Below are 16,300 nucleotides of genomic sequence, written 5' to 3'. Positions count from 1 at the left end.
CTCTGGATCGGGAATTTGTGATTAAGGTTAATCGCTGTTTGGTTGGTTTGGGTAAGGAGAAAAAGTTGAGTGTCATAAATTCTTGTTATCATCGGGCAATTAAGAAATTTAATCTGAAAAAATATCAGGAGGCGATTATTGATTTTGGCTACGTTATTGATTTGAATTCTGAATTTGTCGATGGTTATTATCGGCGAGGTTTGACTTATATTCGGTTGGAAAGATACCGAGAAGCGGTTGAAGATTTGAGTATGGTTATAGGGTTAGATGCTACTCACGCTCAGGCATATAATTGTCGGGGTTATGCCTACTTTAAATTAGGAGAATATCAGCAGGCGGTTGATGATTATAACCGGGCAATAAATTTGGGTTTGAATGAGGCGGTGAAAAATCGAGATGTTGCTCTGGGTGTTTGGCAGGAAATTCAACGTCAAGAGGAGGCAAAAAGGCAGGAAGAAAGGGAAAGGCAAGAAGAGGAAAAAAGGCGGCGGGAGTTGCAAGGGGAACTCTTTACTTTTGAGGTAGTTACTGTTAACAACTCTGGGAAAATTATTAATCGTGTCGAGGGAAGTGCTAGGCAAAAAATCGCAGACTTGGGTAATGGAATTAAATTAGAAATGGTTTATATTCCTGGGGGAAGTTTTCTCATGGGTTCGCCAGAAAATGAGGCGCAAAAAGAAAGTGATGAAAGTCCGCAACATCAAGTTACTCTCCAACCTTTTTATATGAGTAAATATCCTATTACTCAAAACCAGTACCAAGCCATTATGGGAAATAACCCTTCTAAATTTCAAGGAGGAAGTCGCCCAGTAGAAAATGTAAGCTGGCATAACGCCACAGAGTTTTGTGGAAAGCTATCTGAGAAAACTGGGAAAATTTACACTTTGCCTAGTGAGAGTCAGTGGGAATATGCTTGTCGTGCCGGGACGACTACTCCTTTCTATTTTGGAGAAACTATAACGTCTGAGTTAGTTAACTATGAAAATCAAATAGGACAAACAACAGATGTAGGAAGTTTTCCTCCCAATACCTTTGGTTTATACGATATCCACGGGAATGTCTGGGAATGGTGTCTAGATGTTTGGCACGGTGATTATAATGGAGCGCCTACCGACGGAAGTGCTTGGGAAACTGCGGGAGATAATAGTAAGCGACTGCTCCGTGGCGGTTCCTGGGGCAACAATTCTAGGAATTGCCGTTGTGCTAGGCGTAACAACAACCTTCTGAGCTTCCACCTCTTCTATGTGGGTTTTCGGATTGTCTCGTCTGTCTCTCGTTCCTAGGATTCTTCCACTTTATTCTTTTCCCCTTTTCCCTTGGGGGCGGGTTCATCTGATTCAATGTTGAGACTAATTAACTTAACGTGGAACCCGCCCCTACGATATTTTCCCACTTGTCATGGCAAGGAATGTTTGTGAAGCATTCCATCGGAAAGCCATCCCAAAATTCTAGAGATTGCTTTTGGTAGTAGTGGAAAATTATGGTGGTCTATTGTAATTATTTTGGTCAAGGCAACAGTCGGAGCATCTTGCTCCCTTGCTAGGGGTTTTTCATCAAATTCTGGAGATTGCTTCGGGGGTATTTTTGGTAGAGCGTGAGAAATAATGGTGAAATATTCCCCCTCGCAATGACAGTAAAGTTTTCATTGCGAGGGGATGGGAAAAAACTTAGCTTTGGGTTTTCTATATTAATGCCCCGAAGCAATCTCTATCCAAACTGACACCTGACTTTAAAGTAGGTTGGGTTGAGGAACGAAACCCAGCATTAGCCACTTAAATATATATATAGATATAAACTTCTTACTTTCGCTTACCACAAAACAGACAATCTATCAAACTACCATAACGGGAAGGGAGAAAAATTAGTCATTCATGGCATAAAAAATCAACAAAATTTCCTCTCAAAACAACGATATAATGAGCATTTCCAGCTTTAAAATCTAATTAAGCAATAACAATCCTTTGGATAATACTCTCTTTGAGAATATCACAAAATTGAGGAAAAAAGCTGAAAATATTGAAACCTCGTTAACCAAATCAGGCAAAATTTTCCCTGATTTGTTATCAACCTCTGACAAAATTTTAAATTTTCAAACTAAAAACCACAAACCTATAACAAAAACTTAGAAGTATAGCGTTGGCGGAGCCTAGCGGCAGCTATATCGCCTCTCAGAAAACCAGGCAATAATCATTTTATGAAGCACTCCAAAAAAGTATCGCCTCTCAGACAACAATCAAAATCAAACATTCTCTGAAGCACTCCAAAAAAACGGCGCGTCGAAAAAAGCATCGCTTTCCAGACAACCAGTAAAAGTAGGTTGGGTTGAGGAACGAAACCCAACATTAGCCACTTCTATATATGATAGATATAAACTTCTTACTTTCGCTTACCACAAAACAGACAATCTATCAAACTGCCATAACAGGAAGGGAGAAAAATTAGTGTATCGGTCTAGTAGAGTGCGTTTCCCTGCGGGACATGAAAATGAAGTATAACACATCGTTTATTCTAGCCTATTGCACTGTTTCAGCTAAAATAGTGCATTAGATTTGTCATTGTAGCTAGAGAAAGTTATTTCTTAAAAATTTGCTATTATAACATTGAAGATGAAACATTCCACTACTGGACTTACTACTCAACGATGGGTTACAGCGCAATATAATATCTAACACCTTTGAAAAACCTAGGCAATCCTAGACATTTTTAGGAATTGTCTCTCAAAGGTTGCAGATCAAGTCTTAACTGACTACGTTGGCAGGTCACGACCACCATAAGTGAACTCCAGCTTATGTGTTGGTCGCTCTAAATTAAGGACAGCGTTTAATAGCGCCAATCGGAAGTAGGTTTGATACCGATAGTGTTTAGAGCATGAATAAGCCTGGCCAACATGATCGAGGAACACTTTACTGAACAGGAATAGACACCACAATGTCTAATACCAATTACGTTTTCGTCATAGATACAAACAAAAAACCATTGCAACCTTGCAAGCCTTCTGTTGCTCGTAGGTTGTTAAATTCGGGTCTAGCTGCTGTCTGGCGACGCTTTCCGTTTACTTTGATTCTCAAAAAAGCTGTTGAAACAGTTGCAAAAACAACTTTAACCCTCAAGATTGACCCAGGCTCAAAATTTACAGGGATGGCTTTATTAGAAGGAAACAAGGTGATATGGATGCTAGAAATCCAACATCGAGGTTCCCTAATCTCAGAAAAACTCTCCAAGCGTTCTCAAAGAAGGAGAGCTAGAAGGACAAAAAACCTCAGATACCGTAAACCAGGATTACCTAACAAAAAGAAGCCCACTGGTTGGTTAGCGCCCTCTCTAATCCACAGAGTTGAAACTACTATGACTTGGGTCAAACGATTAATTAAGTTTTGTCCGATTGAGTCAATCTCAATGGAACTGGTTCGCTTTGATACTCAATTGATACAAAATCCAGAAATTTCTGGTACTGAGTATCAACAAGGAGAATTGGCGGGTTATGAATTGAGAGAGTATCTACTGGAAAAATGGCATCGAAAATGTGCTTATTGTGGAAAAACAGACACACCTCTGCAGGTTGAACATATCTACCCAAAGTCAAAAGGAGGTTCAGACCGCGCTAGCAACCTAACTTTAGCCTGTACCAAGTGCAATCAAGCAAAAGGTAATCAAGATGTCAAAGATTTTTTGTCTGGTCAACCCGAGTTATTAAAGCGAATAGGCAATCAAGCCAAAGCACCTTTAAAAGATGCAGCAGCAGTTAACTCTACTAAGTGGAAATTGTTTAACACTCTCAAAACAATGGGATTAGAAGTTGAGACAGCTAGTGGAGGTCGGACTAAATTTAACCGCATCAAACAGGAACTACCAAAAGCGCACTGCATAGATGCAGCTTGTGTAGGTGTTGTTGACAAGTTAAATTTCCAAACCAGACAGGCAATATTAGCAATTTGCAAGGGCCAAGGGGGTAGGCAAAAAGCTGCGGTAAATAAATACGGCTATCCCATAAGATACAACCCACTCAAACCAATCAAAGGTTGGAATAGTGGAGATTTAGCATTGAATATTGAAACTGGACAAGTTGGTAGAGTTAATCCTCGATCAAAATCGAATAGTTTTAACTTTACAGTACCAGGACAAAAAGCAAAAAGTGTTCATGTGAGCAAATTAAAGGTTGTACATAAAAAAGACGGTTATACCTATACATTTTGTCCACATTTGTGCATAAATGTCGAAGAAAATGCTGTCTAAAACTTAACAGTTCAACCGTAGTTTGTAGTAAGCGCAATTTCCCACCCTACTAAACTGACTTTGACCTTTATTAATAAAAGTTAAAATTTATTTTTTTGGAGGTAAACATCAAGAGAAGTAGTTGAGAGCCTTTTCTCCACGTCTTTTTTGCATCGTGGAGAAAAGGCGTTTCATGTCGCGTAGCGAAACTCAGGTTTTAACCTGAGTGCAAGTTAAACAACGCAAAGTTTATTAGACCGACGAATTAGTTTAACTTTCTTGGGAGAAAATTGTCCTATTCGCTTCCAATTTACATCGTAAACGCTGATATTTTTGGCTTTGGCATCAGCAAAACCCCCAACCCATCCAATGTAAGTTTTTCCAGCTTTTTCTGCAATTACTTTATCGCCATAACGAACGTAAAAAGGAGTAATTGTCCCTCCTTTGCGCTTGTGGATACCGCCTTTTTCTGCATTATCAAAGTGCAAGGCACGGCGGAAATAAGCAGGTCTAGTTATTACTCTAAAAACAGATTGAGTTATGTTAACAGAGCCTTTCCAGGTATAGATATCTTTATTCATTCTTGGGATTATTCCAAATCGAATAAATTCAGTTGCAGCCAAAGCTATACCATCTACTGCATGGGATTCGGGGGTTTGAGCTTTTTTATCTTGGATTTTGGTCAACCCTAAATACTTGCGAATTTGACTTGTTCCATTACCGTTTTTTTGCCAGCCATAGATAGTTTTAACTGGTGCAATAGATTTAAGCTTTTCTACACAAAAATATTGCCCCGCCATCACAGGAGAAAATCCTTTACCAGAGCGCGCTCCTTTTCTACCACTGGTTAAATCTACATCAGCTTTAACCAGTTCATAAACAATTTTGCTAATAGGGAAAACTTTAGAAAGTTCAGTAATCACTCTAATTTCCATTTCCCTAGATGCTCGAATAGATGGAGATAATTTACCTTTTTTGGTGCGATTATCAAATCGCTTTTGCCGATGGGCACGTTGGTTAAAAGGTACTTTTCGGTTAATTCTTCGCCCCCGTCGCGCCCGACGTTGTAATGCTCGACCTCTGACATTTTTAATTATTTTGCCTTGTTTAATAACAGCAGAGCCAAGCCGTTCTTTTACACGGTCAAACGGCAAAACCAAATGTGCAGTATAGAGAGTTAACTTTGCAGACTGAACCGCAATTCCTGCATATTTTTTCCCAGGGTCGCAACCAACTGTGATTTTTTGAGTTTCACGACCTGATGGTTCGGCAACTAATCGGACATAATACAAACCTGCATCGTTCCAATGTTCAGTTGCCTTTCCTTGTTTTACCCAACGACGTACCCGTGATGCCTTTGTCGGCATTGCAGGTGAGCCATCAGGATTTTGAACTGGTACTCTAATCATGGAGATAATCCTATTAGAAATAGTTGTGAGTCCCGTCTACTACCAAAAACGTTGTGTCCTGCAATTACGCAGTGCTTCCACCCAAGGAAACCAACAAATAGTCCAGGCTAGGGAAATACCTAGAGGTGTTATCGTTTTTGGCTTATTAGTCTAGCCAACTCTTAGTTAGACGTTGGGCCGTCCAAGCTGCGTGGCTTCAGCCCGCAGAAGTTGATAATATCACCTAGCTTAATTTCACAAAAAATAGGGGATTATCTCAATAATACATCTAAAAAGATAAGCCTTAACAAAATACTAAATAAAGTCTTATAAATTGATAGTATCTGCAATAGGAAGTAGTAAAATTAACTGTAGGTTATATTACATTAAATATAAAAATTCTCTACCCAAAATTAGGTTGACAAAAAAGATAATATGTGGAAAAATTATTAAATATTTTAACTTTCAAGAGGAAGGGGATCTACGAATTATTGATTAAATAAGTTATTTTACTGACTTCAATTAATTTTTCCCCGGATTAAGAAGTGTAAAAGAAGTAGAAGGAGTTATACTTAGCTAAAAAACTTATCTAAGTATTAATTACTATCAACTAGAAATGTTTTTCTCTTTGAAAATTATCCCATAATATACCTATGATTTTTAGAGTGATTTTAATCACATTAAAATCCGATAAGGGGTCACATACTCTAGAGGAAAAATAGAACATCATAGGAATAGGTAAGAGAAGTGAAGCCAAAGGATAACTTTTCTCTCCATTAAAACAATTAACTCTAATTTATTTTTGAAAAATTATGTACAGCCCTCTAATTAAAAAAGTTATAGCTAAAGCTTGTAATATTAGTATTGACGAATGTGTAGAAGTTCAGAGATTAAAACTAGAAGTTCAAAGATTAACTCAGGAAAATCAAGAACTAACAGTACAAGCACAACAATATCAACAAGAAAATCAAGAACTACAAAAAAAACTAACCCAACTAAGGATGCAGTTAGCAACTCTTTCAGAAAACTCTTCTACTTTAACAACTCCATTATCTGCTAATTTAAAATCTTCAAAAGAATCATCAACCACCGTTGTTTTAGTTAATTCTCCGAGCGAACAACTAGAAGTAGATCGAGGTAAACCTGTAGAATTACTAAATCAATTACCTAACGGTATGTGGCATATTAAAGTCAACTCAGGAGTTCAAGTCATTGTGAAACCAGAAGAACTCAAAGTTTTAGCATAGTATTTATCACTTTCTATTAGTTGATACGATTATTTATCAACTTGTCAGTTAGTAAAAATTAAGGTGGTTATTCAAGGATAATTATATATAGCAATTCCCATACTGCTAAGGTACAAAATTCGTAATTTTTAGGGAATAGAGAAAAGGGATAGGGAATAGAATAGAAATAAAGATAGGTGTACCTTGTTAGTCTGAGAGACCCTATATCTCAGCAACTAAATTTTAAATTTAAATCCCATCCCTATTTATGGGCAAATAATTGAAAAAATGGGATGGGTAGTTTCAGTTATCAGTTATCAGTTATCAGTTATCAGTACCTCTGGATGAACCCAGGGCGTTGCTGATTGGTAATGATTTTTAGATTAAGTAAAACACGAAAAAAGTATATTTTACAATGTTACCTTCAGCTATTGACCATTACATTTCAGCAACACCAACCCAGAGGCTTAAAATAAGGAAATTAATTTTTCTCATCCCCTTAAAACCCTTAAAAGGAGAGGCAAGAGACCTGATTTTTTAGTAACTCGGAAATAAAGTCAGTAGTCAAAAGTTGTTCTTGTAAAGGCGCTTTTGAGAACCTTCCCGAAATATTTCCCCTTCAAAGGCGGGGTTTTCAACCCAATTATCCAAATTATTTTGATTAATAAAAAAGGTAGATAAAAAAGGTAAATAAAAAATGCTCGACTTAATTGAGTCGAACATTTCTCATCCTGAACTTCACTTCCTAAAAACCAATCAAACTAATTTTTTGCAGACAAAGAAACATCTACTTTATTTGCCACTGAATTAGTTTCAACAGTTTGAACTAAAGCCGAATGTAACATGGGAGTTTTAGCAATAGAATTATTAGCTAAAGTAAACAAAGGATTAGATAAAATTCCAGCTAAAGAAGTTGCCAAAACTGACACAATTAATCCTACTTGTAAAGGACGCATACCAGGAAGGTTCCAACGAATAGGAGGATAATTTTTGATAACATCCGACATCTCTTGTGGTTCTTTTACTACCATCATTTTTACCACACGAATGTAATAGTAAATAGAAGCCACACTGGTAATTAATCCTAACAAAACTAACCAATATAATCCAGCTTGCCAACCTGCCCAAAACAGGTAAATTTTACCGAAGAAACCTGCAAGTGGAGGAATACCACCTAAAGACAACAAACAAAGACTCAACCCCAATGTTAAAAGTGGGTCTTTTTGGTATAACCCTGCATATTCGCTAATTTGGTCTGTACCTGTACGTAGAGAAAATAGAATCACACAGGTAAAACCACCCAAGTTCATAAATAGGTAAATTAGCAGATAGAATATCATGCTAGCGTAACCAGCTTCAGTATTGGCCAAAAGACCAATCATTACAAAACCAGCTTGTCCAATAGATGAGTAAGCAAGTAGACGTTTCATGCTAGTTTGAGCAAGAGCAACTACATTACCCAATACCATACTCAGAATAGCTAAGGCCGTAAATACAAAATGCCACTGTTCCGAAACTAATGGGAAAGCTGTGACTAAAAGACGAATAGCTAGAGCAAAACCTGCTGCTTTAGAACCAACTGAAAGAAAGGCTACCACTGGAGTAGGAGAACCTTCATAAACATCTGGAGTCCATTGGTGAAAAGGAACGGCAGAAATTTTGAAAGAAATACCTGCAATAGCAAATACTAAGGCAATGACTAGAGCTAGGGAAACTCCACCACCAGAACCATTCGCCATACTAGAGGCGATCGCTGTTAACCGAGTTTCTCCACCAGACAAACCATAGAGTAGAGAAATGCCATAGAGAAAAACGGCGGAACTAGCAGCTCCAATGAGTAAATATTTTAATGCTGCTTCATTGGAACGAGGGTCACGTTTTGTATAACCTGTTAATAAATAAGAGGAGATACTCAGAGTTTCGAGAGAGACAAAAATCATTACTAACTCATCTGCTCCAGAAAGAAACATTGCCCCCAAAGTAGCAGTGAGTAGAATGCAAATAAATTCTCCTAGTGGAGTACCTGTTTGTTCTATATATGCAATCGACATCAATATAGTAGTAATTGCACATAGAGCAATAATGCCTCTAAATATAACACTAAGGGCATCAGCATTAAAGCCTCCTAAAAAGCCAATGGTATTTGTACTGTCCCATTGAGTATATAAGGCCACAATTGCTCCGAAGAGACCAAAAATGGCTGCATAAGGAGTCCATTTAGTAGAACTACGCCCCACTATTAGGTCTCCGACGAGAACTACCAGCAGGGTAATAATAACTATTCCTTCTGGAAGAATAGTGCCTGCATTAAGTTGGGCTGCAATGGTAGAGAAATCTATCATTTTAGATAATTTGAAATTTTCGTGTAATTAAGAATTTTGGCTAATTCATAATGCTTTACAGTAGAGGATTGTAACGTGTATCTAGAGATTTTTTGGTTTTTTATTAGGTAATGATCGTTAATCAGTGCCTGGCCAATTTTATTTTCTGGAGAAAAGCTATTGAATCTAGTGGAGTTTCTCAGAATTTTTCTTGAGGTGGAAAATGATGGGGAAATCTCTATGTATTGACTCTGAGAGGACAAGAGTCAGTCGGCGTTTTAAAAAATTTACTTGCTGCGATTATTTTACGTTGAATGTTGCCTATCTACTTGGCAAAGTGTCATTTCAGTTATTAGTTATCAGTATCTATAACTCCTGAAGTAATACTGGGAAATATTTGTGTTTTCTGGCGTTGCTGAACCTTGGGATAAATCTTTGTAGCTGGACTTTGGGAAAAAACAGGTTAAAAATAAGGTTAAACCCTTATACAGCAATATTTTTACCTGAGATTAGACGTTTTCTTGATATATCTAGGTTTTTCTGCGGAATGCGGAGCAAACAGCTATTTTAAGCAAGTTCAGGTATTTCCCTTGCCAATACTGGGTTTGAAGCCATTTTCAGTGTAAAAAATCCCAAAGTCCAATTACTTCATAAACTCTAAAACTATAATTCCAATGCACACTCCCCACACTCCTCACACCTCCCACACCTCCCACACCTCCCACACTCCCCACACTTCCCATATTTCCTTTCCAAATCATTTCTTAATAAAATTTAAACTAATTACTTTAGGTTGAATATAGGTATTTATAAAAATCTCCGATATTTGCTCAAAAATATTTCTTAATAATAGGCTTTTAATCAAGTAAACCCAGAATTTTAAAAGTACAAATTAAGATTCAAACTAGATAAAAACAATATAAATAAAGATTATTATACATTTGTAATGCTTTCTTATAGAGATAATTTTCCAGTTACTTTTTGTAGATTTTTTTTGATAATTTCTACAAATATAGGAAGTTTAGCGTATTTCAATATTATGTACTGTTTGGATATTCGCTGATAAAAATTGTTCGTTTTGAACACCTAAACTGGTTGATGTTTGCTATGCGTGCTAAATTAAAAATGTAAGCAATACAATAAAAGAGATAAAAAAATGTCCATAATGAACAGAAATACCCCAAAAAGCCTAGTTAAGTTGAACGAAGTTCATCGAGCCAATATAGAAAAAAGATTGGCTCATCGCCTGGAAGCAGCTAGAGCCAAAGGAAATCAAAACTTAGTAAAAATCTTGGAAGCAGAAAGACAATTACTAAACTAAAATCAGTACTCTTGAATATGAAATTTAGCTAATAGTAATTTTCCCTAATGTTTATTAGTTGCATTAAAACCCGGTCTCGTTTAGAGACCGGGTTTTATATATCAAGACTTAAATATCCTAGAATTGATGTTTTATTGTGGAGCTTGGCTTAATATTTTTATTTATAAGTATTAGACATCTCCAATAATAAAAACAGAAAATCAATGATCGTACAGAAATAATCAATTATTTCTCCCTACTCCCTCTTTGGGTGGAGATTTCTATATTCAGTTAGAGTCAAAGTTTAACTTCTGATTTCTGACTTATTACTTGTCACGAAATTTCCCTAACTATTGGTTGCCCATCCTGAATTTCTCCTACTAAAATTACATCTGCAACCCCTACAAATAAACCATTTTCCAAAACGCCAGGAATATTATTTAAACTTTTTTCTAGCTCGGCGGGATTATCAATAAAATCATATTTAACATCAACAACCAGATTACCTTCATCAGTCACTACAGGTCCAGCTTTCTTCACCCCCATCCGTAATTCTGGTTTACCCCCCAGTTTTTCGATCGCCCGCATCACAGGAGTTATTGCCATAGGTATAACTTCTACTGGCAATAAAAAGGTAGAACCCAATTTATCCACTAATTTAGAACTATCTACTACTACAATAAACTGTTCTGCTAAACAGTCCACAATTTTGTTAAACTAAGCCAGGCAAGTTACCCTACCCGACTCGTCTTCAGAACCGTGCGTGAGACTTTCACCTCACACGGCTCCTCTCCTAAACGTCCCTTGTCATGGGTACATCCTTGCCTTAATTAATAATTAATAATTAATAATTAATAATTAAAAACAAATTAATTGTTCATTATTAATTGTTCATTATTCATTATTGAAAGGCAGTTTTTGTATCGTGGCAATGTCGGTGCAACAATTGTTTATTCTTATATGTGTTGTCACCACCTTTAGACCTTGGTTTTATATGGTCAACTTCCATAAGGTCAGACGGACTAAAGGTTAGCCCACAAAATGCGCATTTATTCTTTTGCCGTTTTAACAGCATTGTGACTTCTTTCCTTACGCCTGGGTGTTTGCCGATTCTGCTACTCCAATAAGTCCAATCGCCATCATAAGGGGATTTAACACCTTTAACTTTTATGTGCCTAATAATAGGCACATCTGAGTGCAGGTTAAGTATATACTCGCCGTCATTAAGTACCCAATTTCTGGTTTCTTTGCAACGAGGGAAATACTTATCTTTAACCCATTCAGCAGATTTCTTTGGGTGTCTTCTACTTGCCCATCCCCATAGTCTTTTCAGTAAAAGCATATTCATTTTACTGAATATTTCTTTACTGACCACAGTTGAGAAATAGTTAGCCCATCCCCTAATTACCGGATTTAATTTAGCTATTAAAGCTTTAGTGGTAGAGGTTTTAAGCTTGTCACACATATCCGCCAGTTTCCGATAGTGAGTTTTTATACTCTTGGAGGATGGTTTAATCAACGTTTTAAACCCTTGTTCGGTTGACTTAACTTTAAATTGCCTAATTGTAAATCCTAAGAAGTCAAATCCTGGTTTATTCCCTTCGTACTCTTCCAAGGTGTGGACAATTTTGGTTTTTTCTGGTTTTAGTTCTAATCCTACCTGGTTTAACCATTCCTGTATCACAGCTTTTGCTTGTAGCACTACTTTGATGTCTTTGTGTAGGATAACAAAGTCATCAGCATAGCGTATTAAGGATAATGCTGTTTTATTATCTCGCTTTCTTCCTGGTAAAGATTCAGCAAGTTGATTTAAGCATTTTTCCATACCATGTAAGGCGATGTTTGCTAGTAAGGGTGATATCACCCCGGACTGTGGCGTTCCTCCCACAGTGTTTGAGAATTGTTTATTGTCAAATACCCCAGATTTTAACCATTGTTTGATTAATCGTCTGTAAGGTGATTGACCAATTTTTCCCAACAGTGCATCGTGGTTAATTCGGTCAAAACATTTGGATATGTCAGCATCTAATACATATTTTGGTTTATGGTTGATGCTTATATGGATTGCCTCTATGGCATCGTATGTTGACCGTCCTGGTCTAAAACCATAGCTATTAGGTTCAAAGTGTGCCTCCCACTCTGGTTCCATACCTAACTTCACCAAGGCTTGTAACGCTCGGTCGTACATTGTAGGAATGCCTAACGGGCGTTTTTCGTCTTTCCCTGGTTTTGGTATCCAGACTCTACGGGTCGGGCTTGCTTTGAGGTAACGTGAATTTAATAGACTTACCAAGTTAAATCTCTGCATAGAAGGAAGATTTTTAATACCATCTATTCCAGCAGTTTTCTTACCTTGATTATCCTGAGTCACACGCCTAACAGCTAGCAACCTAGCGTAATAACTTTTGGTCAGAAGTCTTTGGTATTTACGCATCTTGCGGATTTCGCCACGGCTGGATGCTCTGTAAATTAATTTTTGCAACTTAAATACAAATTTTTCTACCTTCTTCCAGTTAATATCTCTCCATTTAAGATTTGGATTGATACATACTGGGTCTGGTATATCGTTTGTATCCCATGCCACGCTTAAAAATGGTTTAGGGTTTCCTAAACGTCTTTTTAGTGTCTTAGCTTTATTCATCGCTAATTATTACTTTACATTACGTCTAACAGTGGGTACGTCAGCAATGAATAATGAATAATGAACAATGAATAATTATTAGAGTTTAGGAAAAACTAAGCAATTCAGATACTGAATATTTACTCTTATTCGTCCGCTCTTAATTATTAATTATTAATTATTAATTAGTATGCTTCTTACCCAATCCTACTCTCCCTAAGACCTACAACATGAGTGTAGATTGACCTTGAATGGCTTCCTAAGTTATCGACCTATATTCTTAGGTGTCTTAGAGAGGTTTCCTCGTTCCCTTATTCCTTTATTACGACTGATTTAGTGAGGCAAAATCTCCCGGAGGGTTCGGTATGATTGCTGACAATCTCCGCGAGATAAGATTGTCCATTGACCCCCTGACTTTCGTCCTACATCCCATAGCTACCTTTGGGATGGTTCCATATCACGAGAGTTTGATTACTTCCTGTTCGTCCACTTGTCAGCCTCTGCTTGCGGTATCGTTCCTAGGTAACTGGTATTTTCCCGCTTTTAGGCCAGCTTCGGAGATTGATGTTCAGTCTCTACTCCGTGGCCTATGCTGTTAACCCAACAACAGGGCAGATGGAATTTCACCACCAAGGCAATAAGAGTTATTCACAAGTCGAGGTTTTCCTCATGTATTGACTTGGAACGGCCATTTATACCTAGTCTCCTAGTTTAGTGGCCAACGAGTCGCACCTCTCGAGTATGAGCAGCTCCACCACCCTTAATCAGATTTTTCTGTGGGTCAACTTCATCGGCACCATCAATGGCAATATCCATGTGGTCAACTTCATCAAGAGTTGTTAATGGTACACCATATTTTTTAGCTAATACATTTGACTGGAAGGACGTGGGGATACCTTTAATATCTTTAAGTTGTCCACTTTGGAGACGTTCCCCCAAAAATTGAATCATGTAGGCAGCGGTTGAACCGGTGCCTAACCCTACTATCATTCCAGATTTTATTCGGTCAGCAGCAGCTTTACCGACTTGCTGTTTCATTAACTTAGTGGGGTCTTGTTCTGTTATCATACCTTCAATACTCCAGATCGAATTATCAGCATTATCTAACTTACCTATACTAATTGGTAGGTTAAAGTCAAGTATGCTTTTTTCTCTATTGCTACAAATACCATGATAATTGAATGGCTACAATTCAAGATTGAGGAGAATTTAAAAGCAGAATTTATCTAAAAGGATCGAGAAATTTGGACATCTTTTCTGGCTTTACAAATGGGTTTTTTAAAAAAAGAAGTATGGCTTGATAGGTACAGAGGTCATTTCAGTTATCAGTTATCAGTTATCAGTACCTCTGACTAAAGTATTGGGATTGAAATACTGAGTTGAATATTTTTTTCATCTCCTTAAAAGGGAAGGCTTTGAACTTTATTTTTTGGTAATGAAGTTATCATCATATGAATCTAAGTTTAGGGAAGCAGTTGGGATGGGAAATTACTCCTTGTTAGAGTCTAGAGAATATGAAGTTAACGCTACGTACCCACACGGCCCACATTTGCTTTCAGTGTAGAGTTTTAATGTTTTTAGAATTACAAAACCGTAAGCATTCATCCTGAAGCTATTAGCTATCAGCTATTATTTTTGGTATAGGTTTAAAGCTATATTAATTGAACTAGAATAAAATCTTACTACAAAAGTTGTTAAAATCTATATTTATCTAAAACTACCTCCCATTATTAAAAAGCTGAGAGCTGACCGCTAATAGCTGAATGCTTACACAAAACACAGCTCAAAATATCCTAAAAATTCTTTTTTTAGGGAATAGGGAATAGGGGGATAAAATTGTTGATTTCAGAACTTGAATTAATTTAATTAAAACTTTTGCAAGAGTTCTATTCTTATTACCAAAATCAACAAAAAATTAGGTGCAGTCTCAAGTATTACCGCTATCAGGGTTTGCAAAGAAAATGTTAGCTGAAAATTATTTCAATACAGCCAATCAATTGAAAGATTCTGGACAACTTTATACGGCGATGGTTGCTTATCAAAAAGCTTTGAGTATTAAATCAGATTATGTGGAAGCTTACAAGAAGTTAGCTGAAGTATATTTGATGCAAGGAAATTTTGATGCAGCGATTTCCGCTTGCCAAGAAGCAGTTAAAATTCAGCCAAATTTTGCTTCTGCTTATTTGACTTTAGGGAATATTTTTCAAAGTCAGAATTTATTTGAACAGGCAATTAATACTTATCATCAGGCGTTAAAAGTTCAGCCAAGTTTTGCAGAAGTTTATGCTAATCTTGGCAGTGTTTATTATAAACAGAGGAAGTTTAATTTAGCTATTTTAAATTATCAGAAAGCCTTGGAGATTAATCCAAAGTTGACATCTGTACAATTGATGTTAGGAAATGTATTTGCTTATATAGGGGAATTTGATCGAGCGGTTTATTGTTATCAAAAGTTGCTCCAAATTCAACCAGAAGCTCCTAAAGTTTATTTCAAGTTGGCAGAGGTATTTGCTCTGTATACAAATCTTGAATCTGCTCTTGATTATTATCAAAAATCTTTGTCTATTCAACCAAATTATCGGGAAGCTTTTGACAAATTATATAAGTTACTAAAACCAGAAACTACTGAGGAGGAATTGGAGGTATTATTCGCTAAATGGCAAAAATTCGCACGGGAGAATAATCAGAATATAAAGGAATACATTGATTCAGTAATTCCGCAAAAATCAACGAATTTTATAGAGAAGGAAAATTTTACAGGAGAACAAAATAGGGGAGCTATTATTTCTGATAGAGAATATGGGATTCAACCTGCTACTTTCAATTTGATTTCCGAGCAAAAAGTAGAGAGTTTTGAGAATGTTTCTGATAATTTACCTGACCCAGATTCAGGAGAAGTAAATCTGGAAAAAACAGATAAAGTTACAACTTTTGAATATCAAGAACCAGAGTTAGAATTTTCCCAAAAAATCTTAAATTTGCCAGCAGCAGATGGAGAAGATGAGATTCAATCTGCTACTTTCAATTTGGTTCCTAACCAAAAAGTCGAGAGTTTTGAGAATATTTCTGATAATTTACCTGACCCAGATTCAGGAGAAGAAAATCTGGAAAAAACAGATAAAGTTACAACTTTTGAATATCAAGAACCAGAGTTAGAATTTTCCCAAAAAATCTTAAATTTGCCAGCAGCAGATGGAGAAGATGAGATTCAATCTGCTACTTTCAATTTGGTT

The 16,300-nt window shown here is 36.7% G+C and carries 10 protein-coding genes and 2 pseudogenes; 6 read left to right on the top strand and 6 right to left on the bottom strand.

Annotated elements, in window-relative coordinates:
- Positions 1 to 17: 17 nt before the first annotated feature.
- Complete coding sequence (locus F6K40_RS40715) at positions 18 to 1,283, top strand: SUMF1/EgtB/PvdO family nonheme iron enzyme (protein ID WP_365670753.1); 1,266 nt, start codon at positions 18 to 20, stop codon at positions 1,281 to 1,283.
- A 1,645-nt stretch (positions 1,284 to 2,928) separates the two neighbouring features.
- Complete coding sequence (iscB, locus tag F6K40_RS08915) at positions 2,929 to 4,233, top strand: RNA-guided endonuclease IscB (RefSeq protein WP_293134331.1); 1,305 nt, start codon at positions 2,929 to 2,931, stop codon at positions 4,231 to 4,233.
- A gap of 212 nt (positions 4,234 to 4,445) precedes the next feature.
- Here the strand turns inward: iscB and F6K40_RS08910 are convergent, their stop codons facing one another.
- Positions 4,446 to 5,621 carry an RRXRR domain-containing protein gene (locus F6K40_RS08910; RefSeq protein WP_293134328.1) on the bottom strand — a complete coding sequence of 392 codons (1,176 nt, stop codon included), beginning with the start codon at positions 5,619 to 5,621 and terminating at the stop codon, positions 4,446 to 4,448.
- On the opposite strand from F6K40_RS08910, the gene F6K40_RS08905 reads away from it, so the two are divergent.
- Positions 5,620 to 5,775, top strand: coding sequence for a hypothetical protein (locus F6K40_RS08905; RefSeq protein ID WP_293134325.1), 156 nt, complete (start codon positions 5,620 to 5,622; stop codon positions 5,773 to 5,775). The two genes, F6K40_RS08910 and F6K40_RS08905, sit on opposite strands and share 2 nt — an antisense overlap.
- A gap of 637 nt (positions 5,776 to 6,412) precedes the next feature.
- Positions 6,413 to 6,847 carry a hypothetical protein gene (locus tag F6K40_RS08900; protein ID WP_293134322.1) on the top strand — a complete coding sequence of 145 codons (435 nt, stop codon included), beginning with the start codon at positions 6,413 to 6,415 and terminating at the stop codon, positions 6,845 to 6,847.
- A 740-nt stretch (positions 6,848 to 7,587) separates the two neighbouring features.
- Here F6K40_RS08900 and F6K40_RS08895 read toward each other — a convergent pair.
- Complete coding sequence (locus F6K40_RS08895) at positions 7,588 to 9,165, bottom strand: NAD(P)H-quinone oxidoreductase subunit N (RefSeq protein ID WP_293134409.1); 1,578 nt, start codon at positions 9,163 to 9,165, stop codon at positions 7,588 to 7,590.
- A 599-nt stretch (positions 9,166 to 9,764) separates the two neighbouring features.
- Positions 9,765 to 9,908, bottom strand: a complete 144-nt coding sequence (locus F6K40_RS08890; protein WP_293134320.1) for a hypothetical protein — start codon at positions 9,906 to 9,908, stop codon at positions 9,765 to 9,767.
- Between the two features lie 395 nt (positions 9,909 to 10,303).
- Between F6K40_RS08890 and pirA the strand changes: the two genes are divergently transcribed.
- Positions 10,304 to 10,468 (top strand): arginine synthesis PII-interacting regulator PirA, encoded by a 165-nt coding sequence (gene pirA, locus F6K40_RS08885; protein ID WP_293134418.1) that lies wholly within the window; start codon positions 10,304 to 10,306, stop codon positions 10,466 to 10,468.
- A gap of 312 nt (positions 10,469 to 10,780) precedes the next feature.
- On the opposite strand, the pseudogene F6K40_RS08880 reads toward pirA, so the two are convergent.
- The 3 genes and pseudogenes from F6K40_RS08880 to rpiA all read right to left on the bottom strand — a co-directional run.
- Positions 10,781 to 11,158: pseudogene (locus tag F6K40_RS08880) on the bottom strand (ribose-5-phosphate isomerase A); the annotation flags it as partial.
- 190 nt (positions 11,159 to 11,348) lie between these two features.
- Complete coding sequence (gene ltrA, locus F6K40_RS08875) at positions 11,349 to 13,088, bottom strand: group II intron reverse transcriptase/maturase (protein ID WP_365670747.1); 1,740 nt, start codon at positions 13,086 to 13,088, stop codon at positions 11,349 to 11,351.
- Between the two features lie 711 nt (positions 13,089 to 13,799).
- Positions 13,800 to 14,135: pseudogene (gene rpiA / locus F6K40_RS08870) on the bottom strand (ribose 5-phosphate isomerase A); the annotation flags it as partial.
- A gap of 893 nt (positions 14,136 to 15,028) precedes the next feature.
- Between rpiA and F6K40_RS08865 the strand changes: the two are divergent.
- On the top strand, positions 15,029 to 16,300 hold a 1,272-nt coding region (locus F6K40_RS08865), incomplete at its 3' end, for a tetratricopeptide repeat protein (RefSeq protein ID WP_293134317.1).

The organism is Okeania sp. SIO3I5, assembly GCF_010672085.1.
GTDB lineage: Bacteria > Cyanobacteriota > Cyanobacteriia > Cyanobacteriales > Microcoleaceae > Trichodesmium.
Note: the sequence above shows the minus strand (reverse complement) of the source record. Positions and strands in the feature narration are given on the sequence as shown.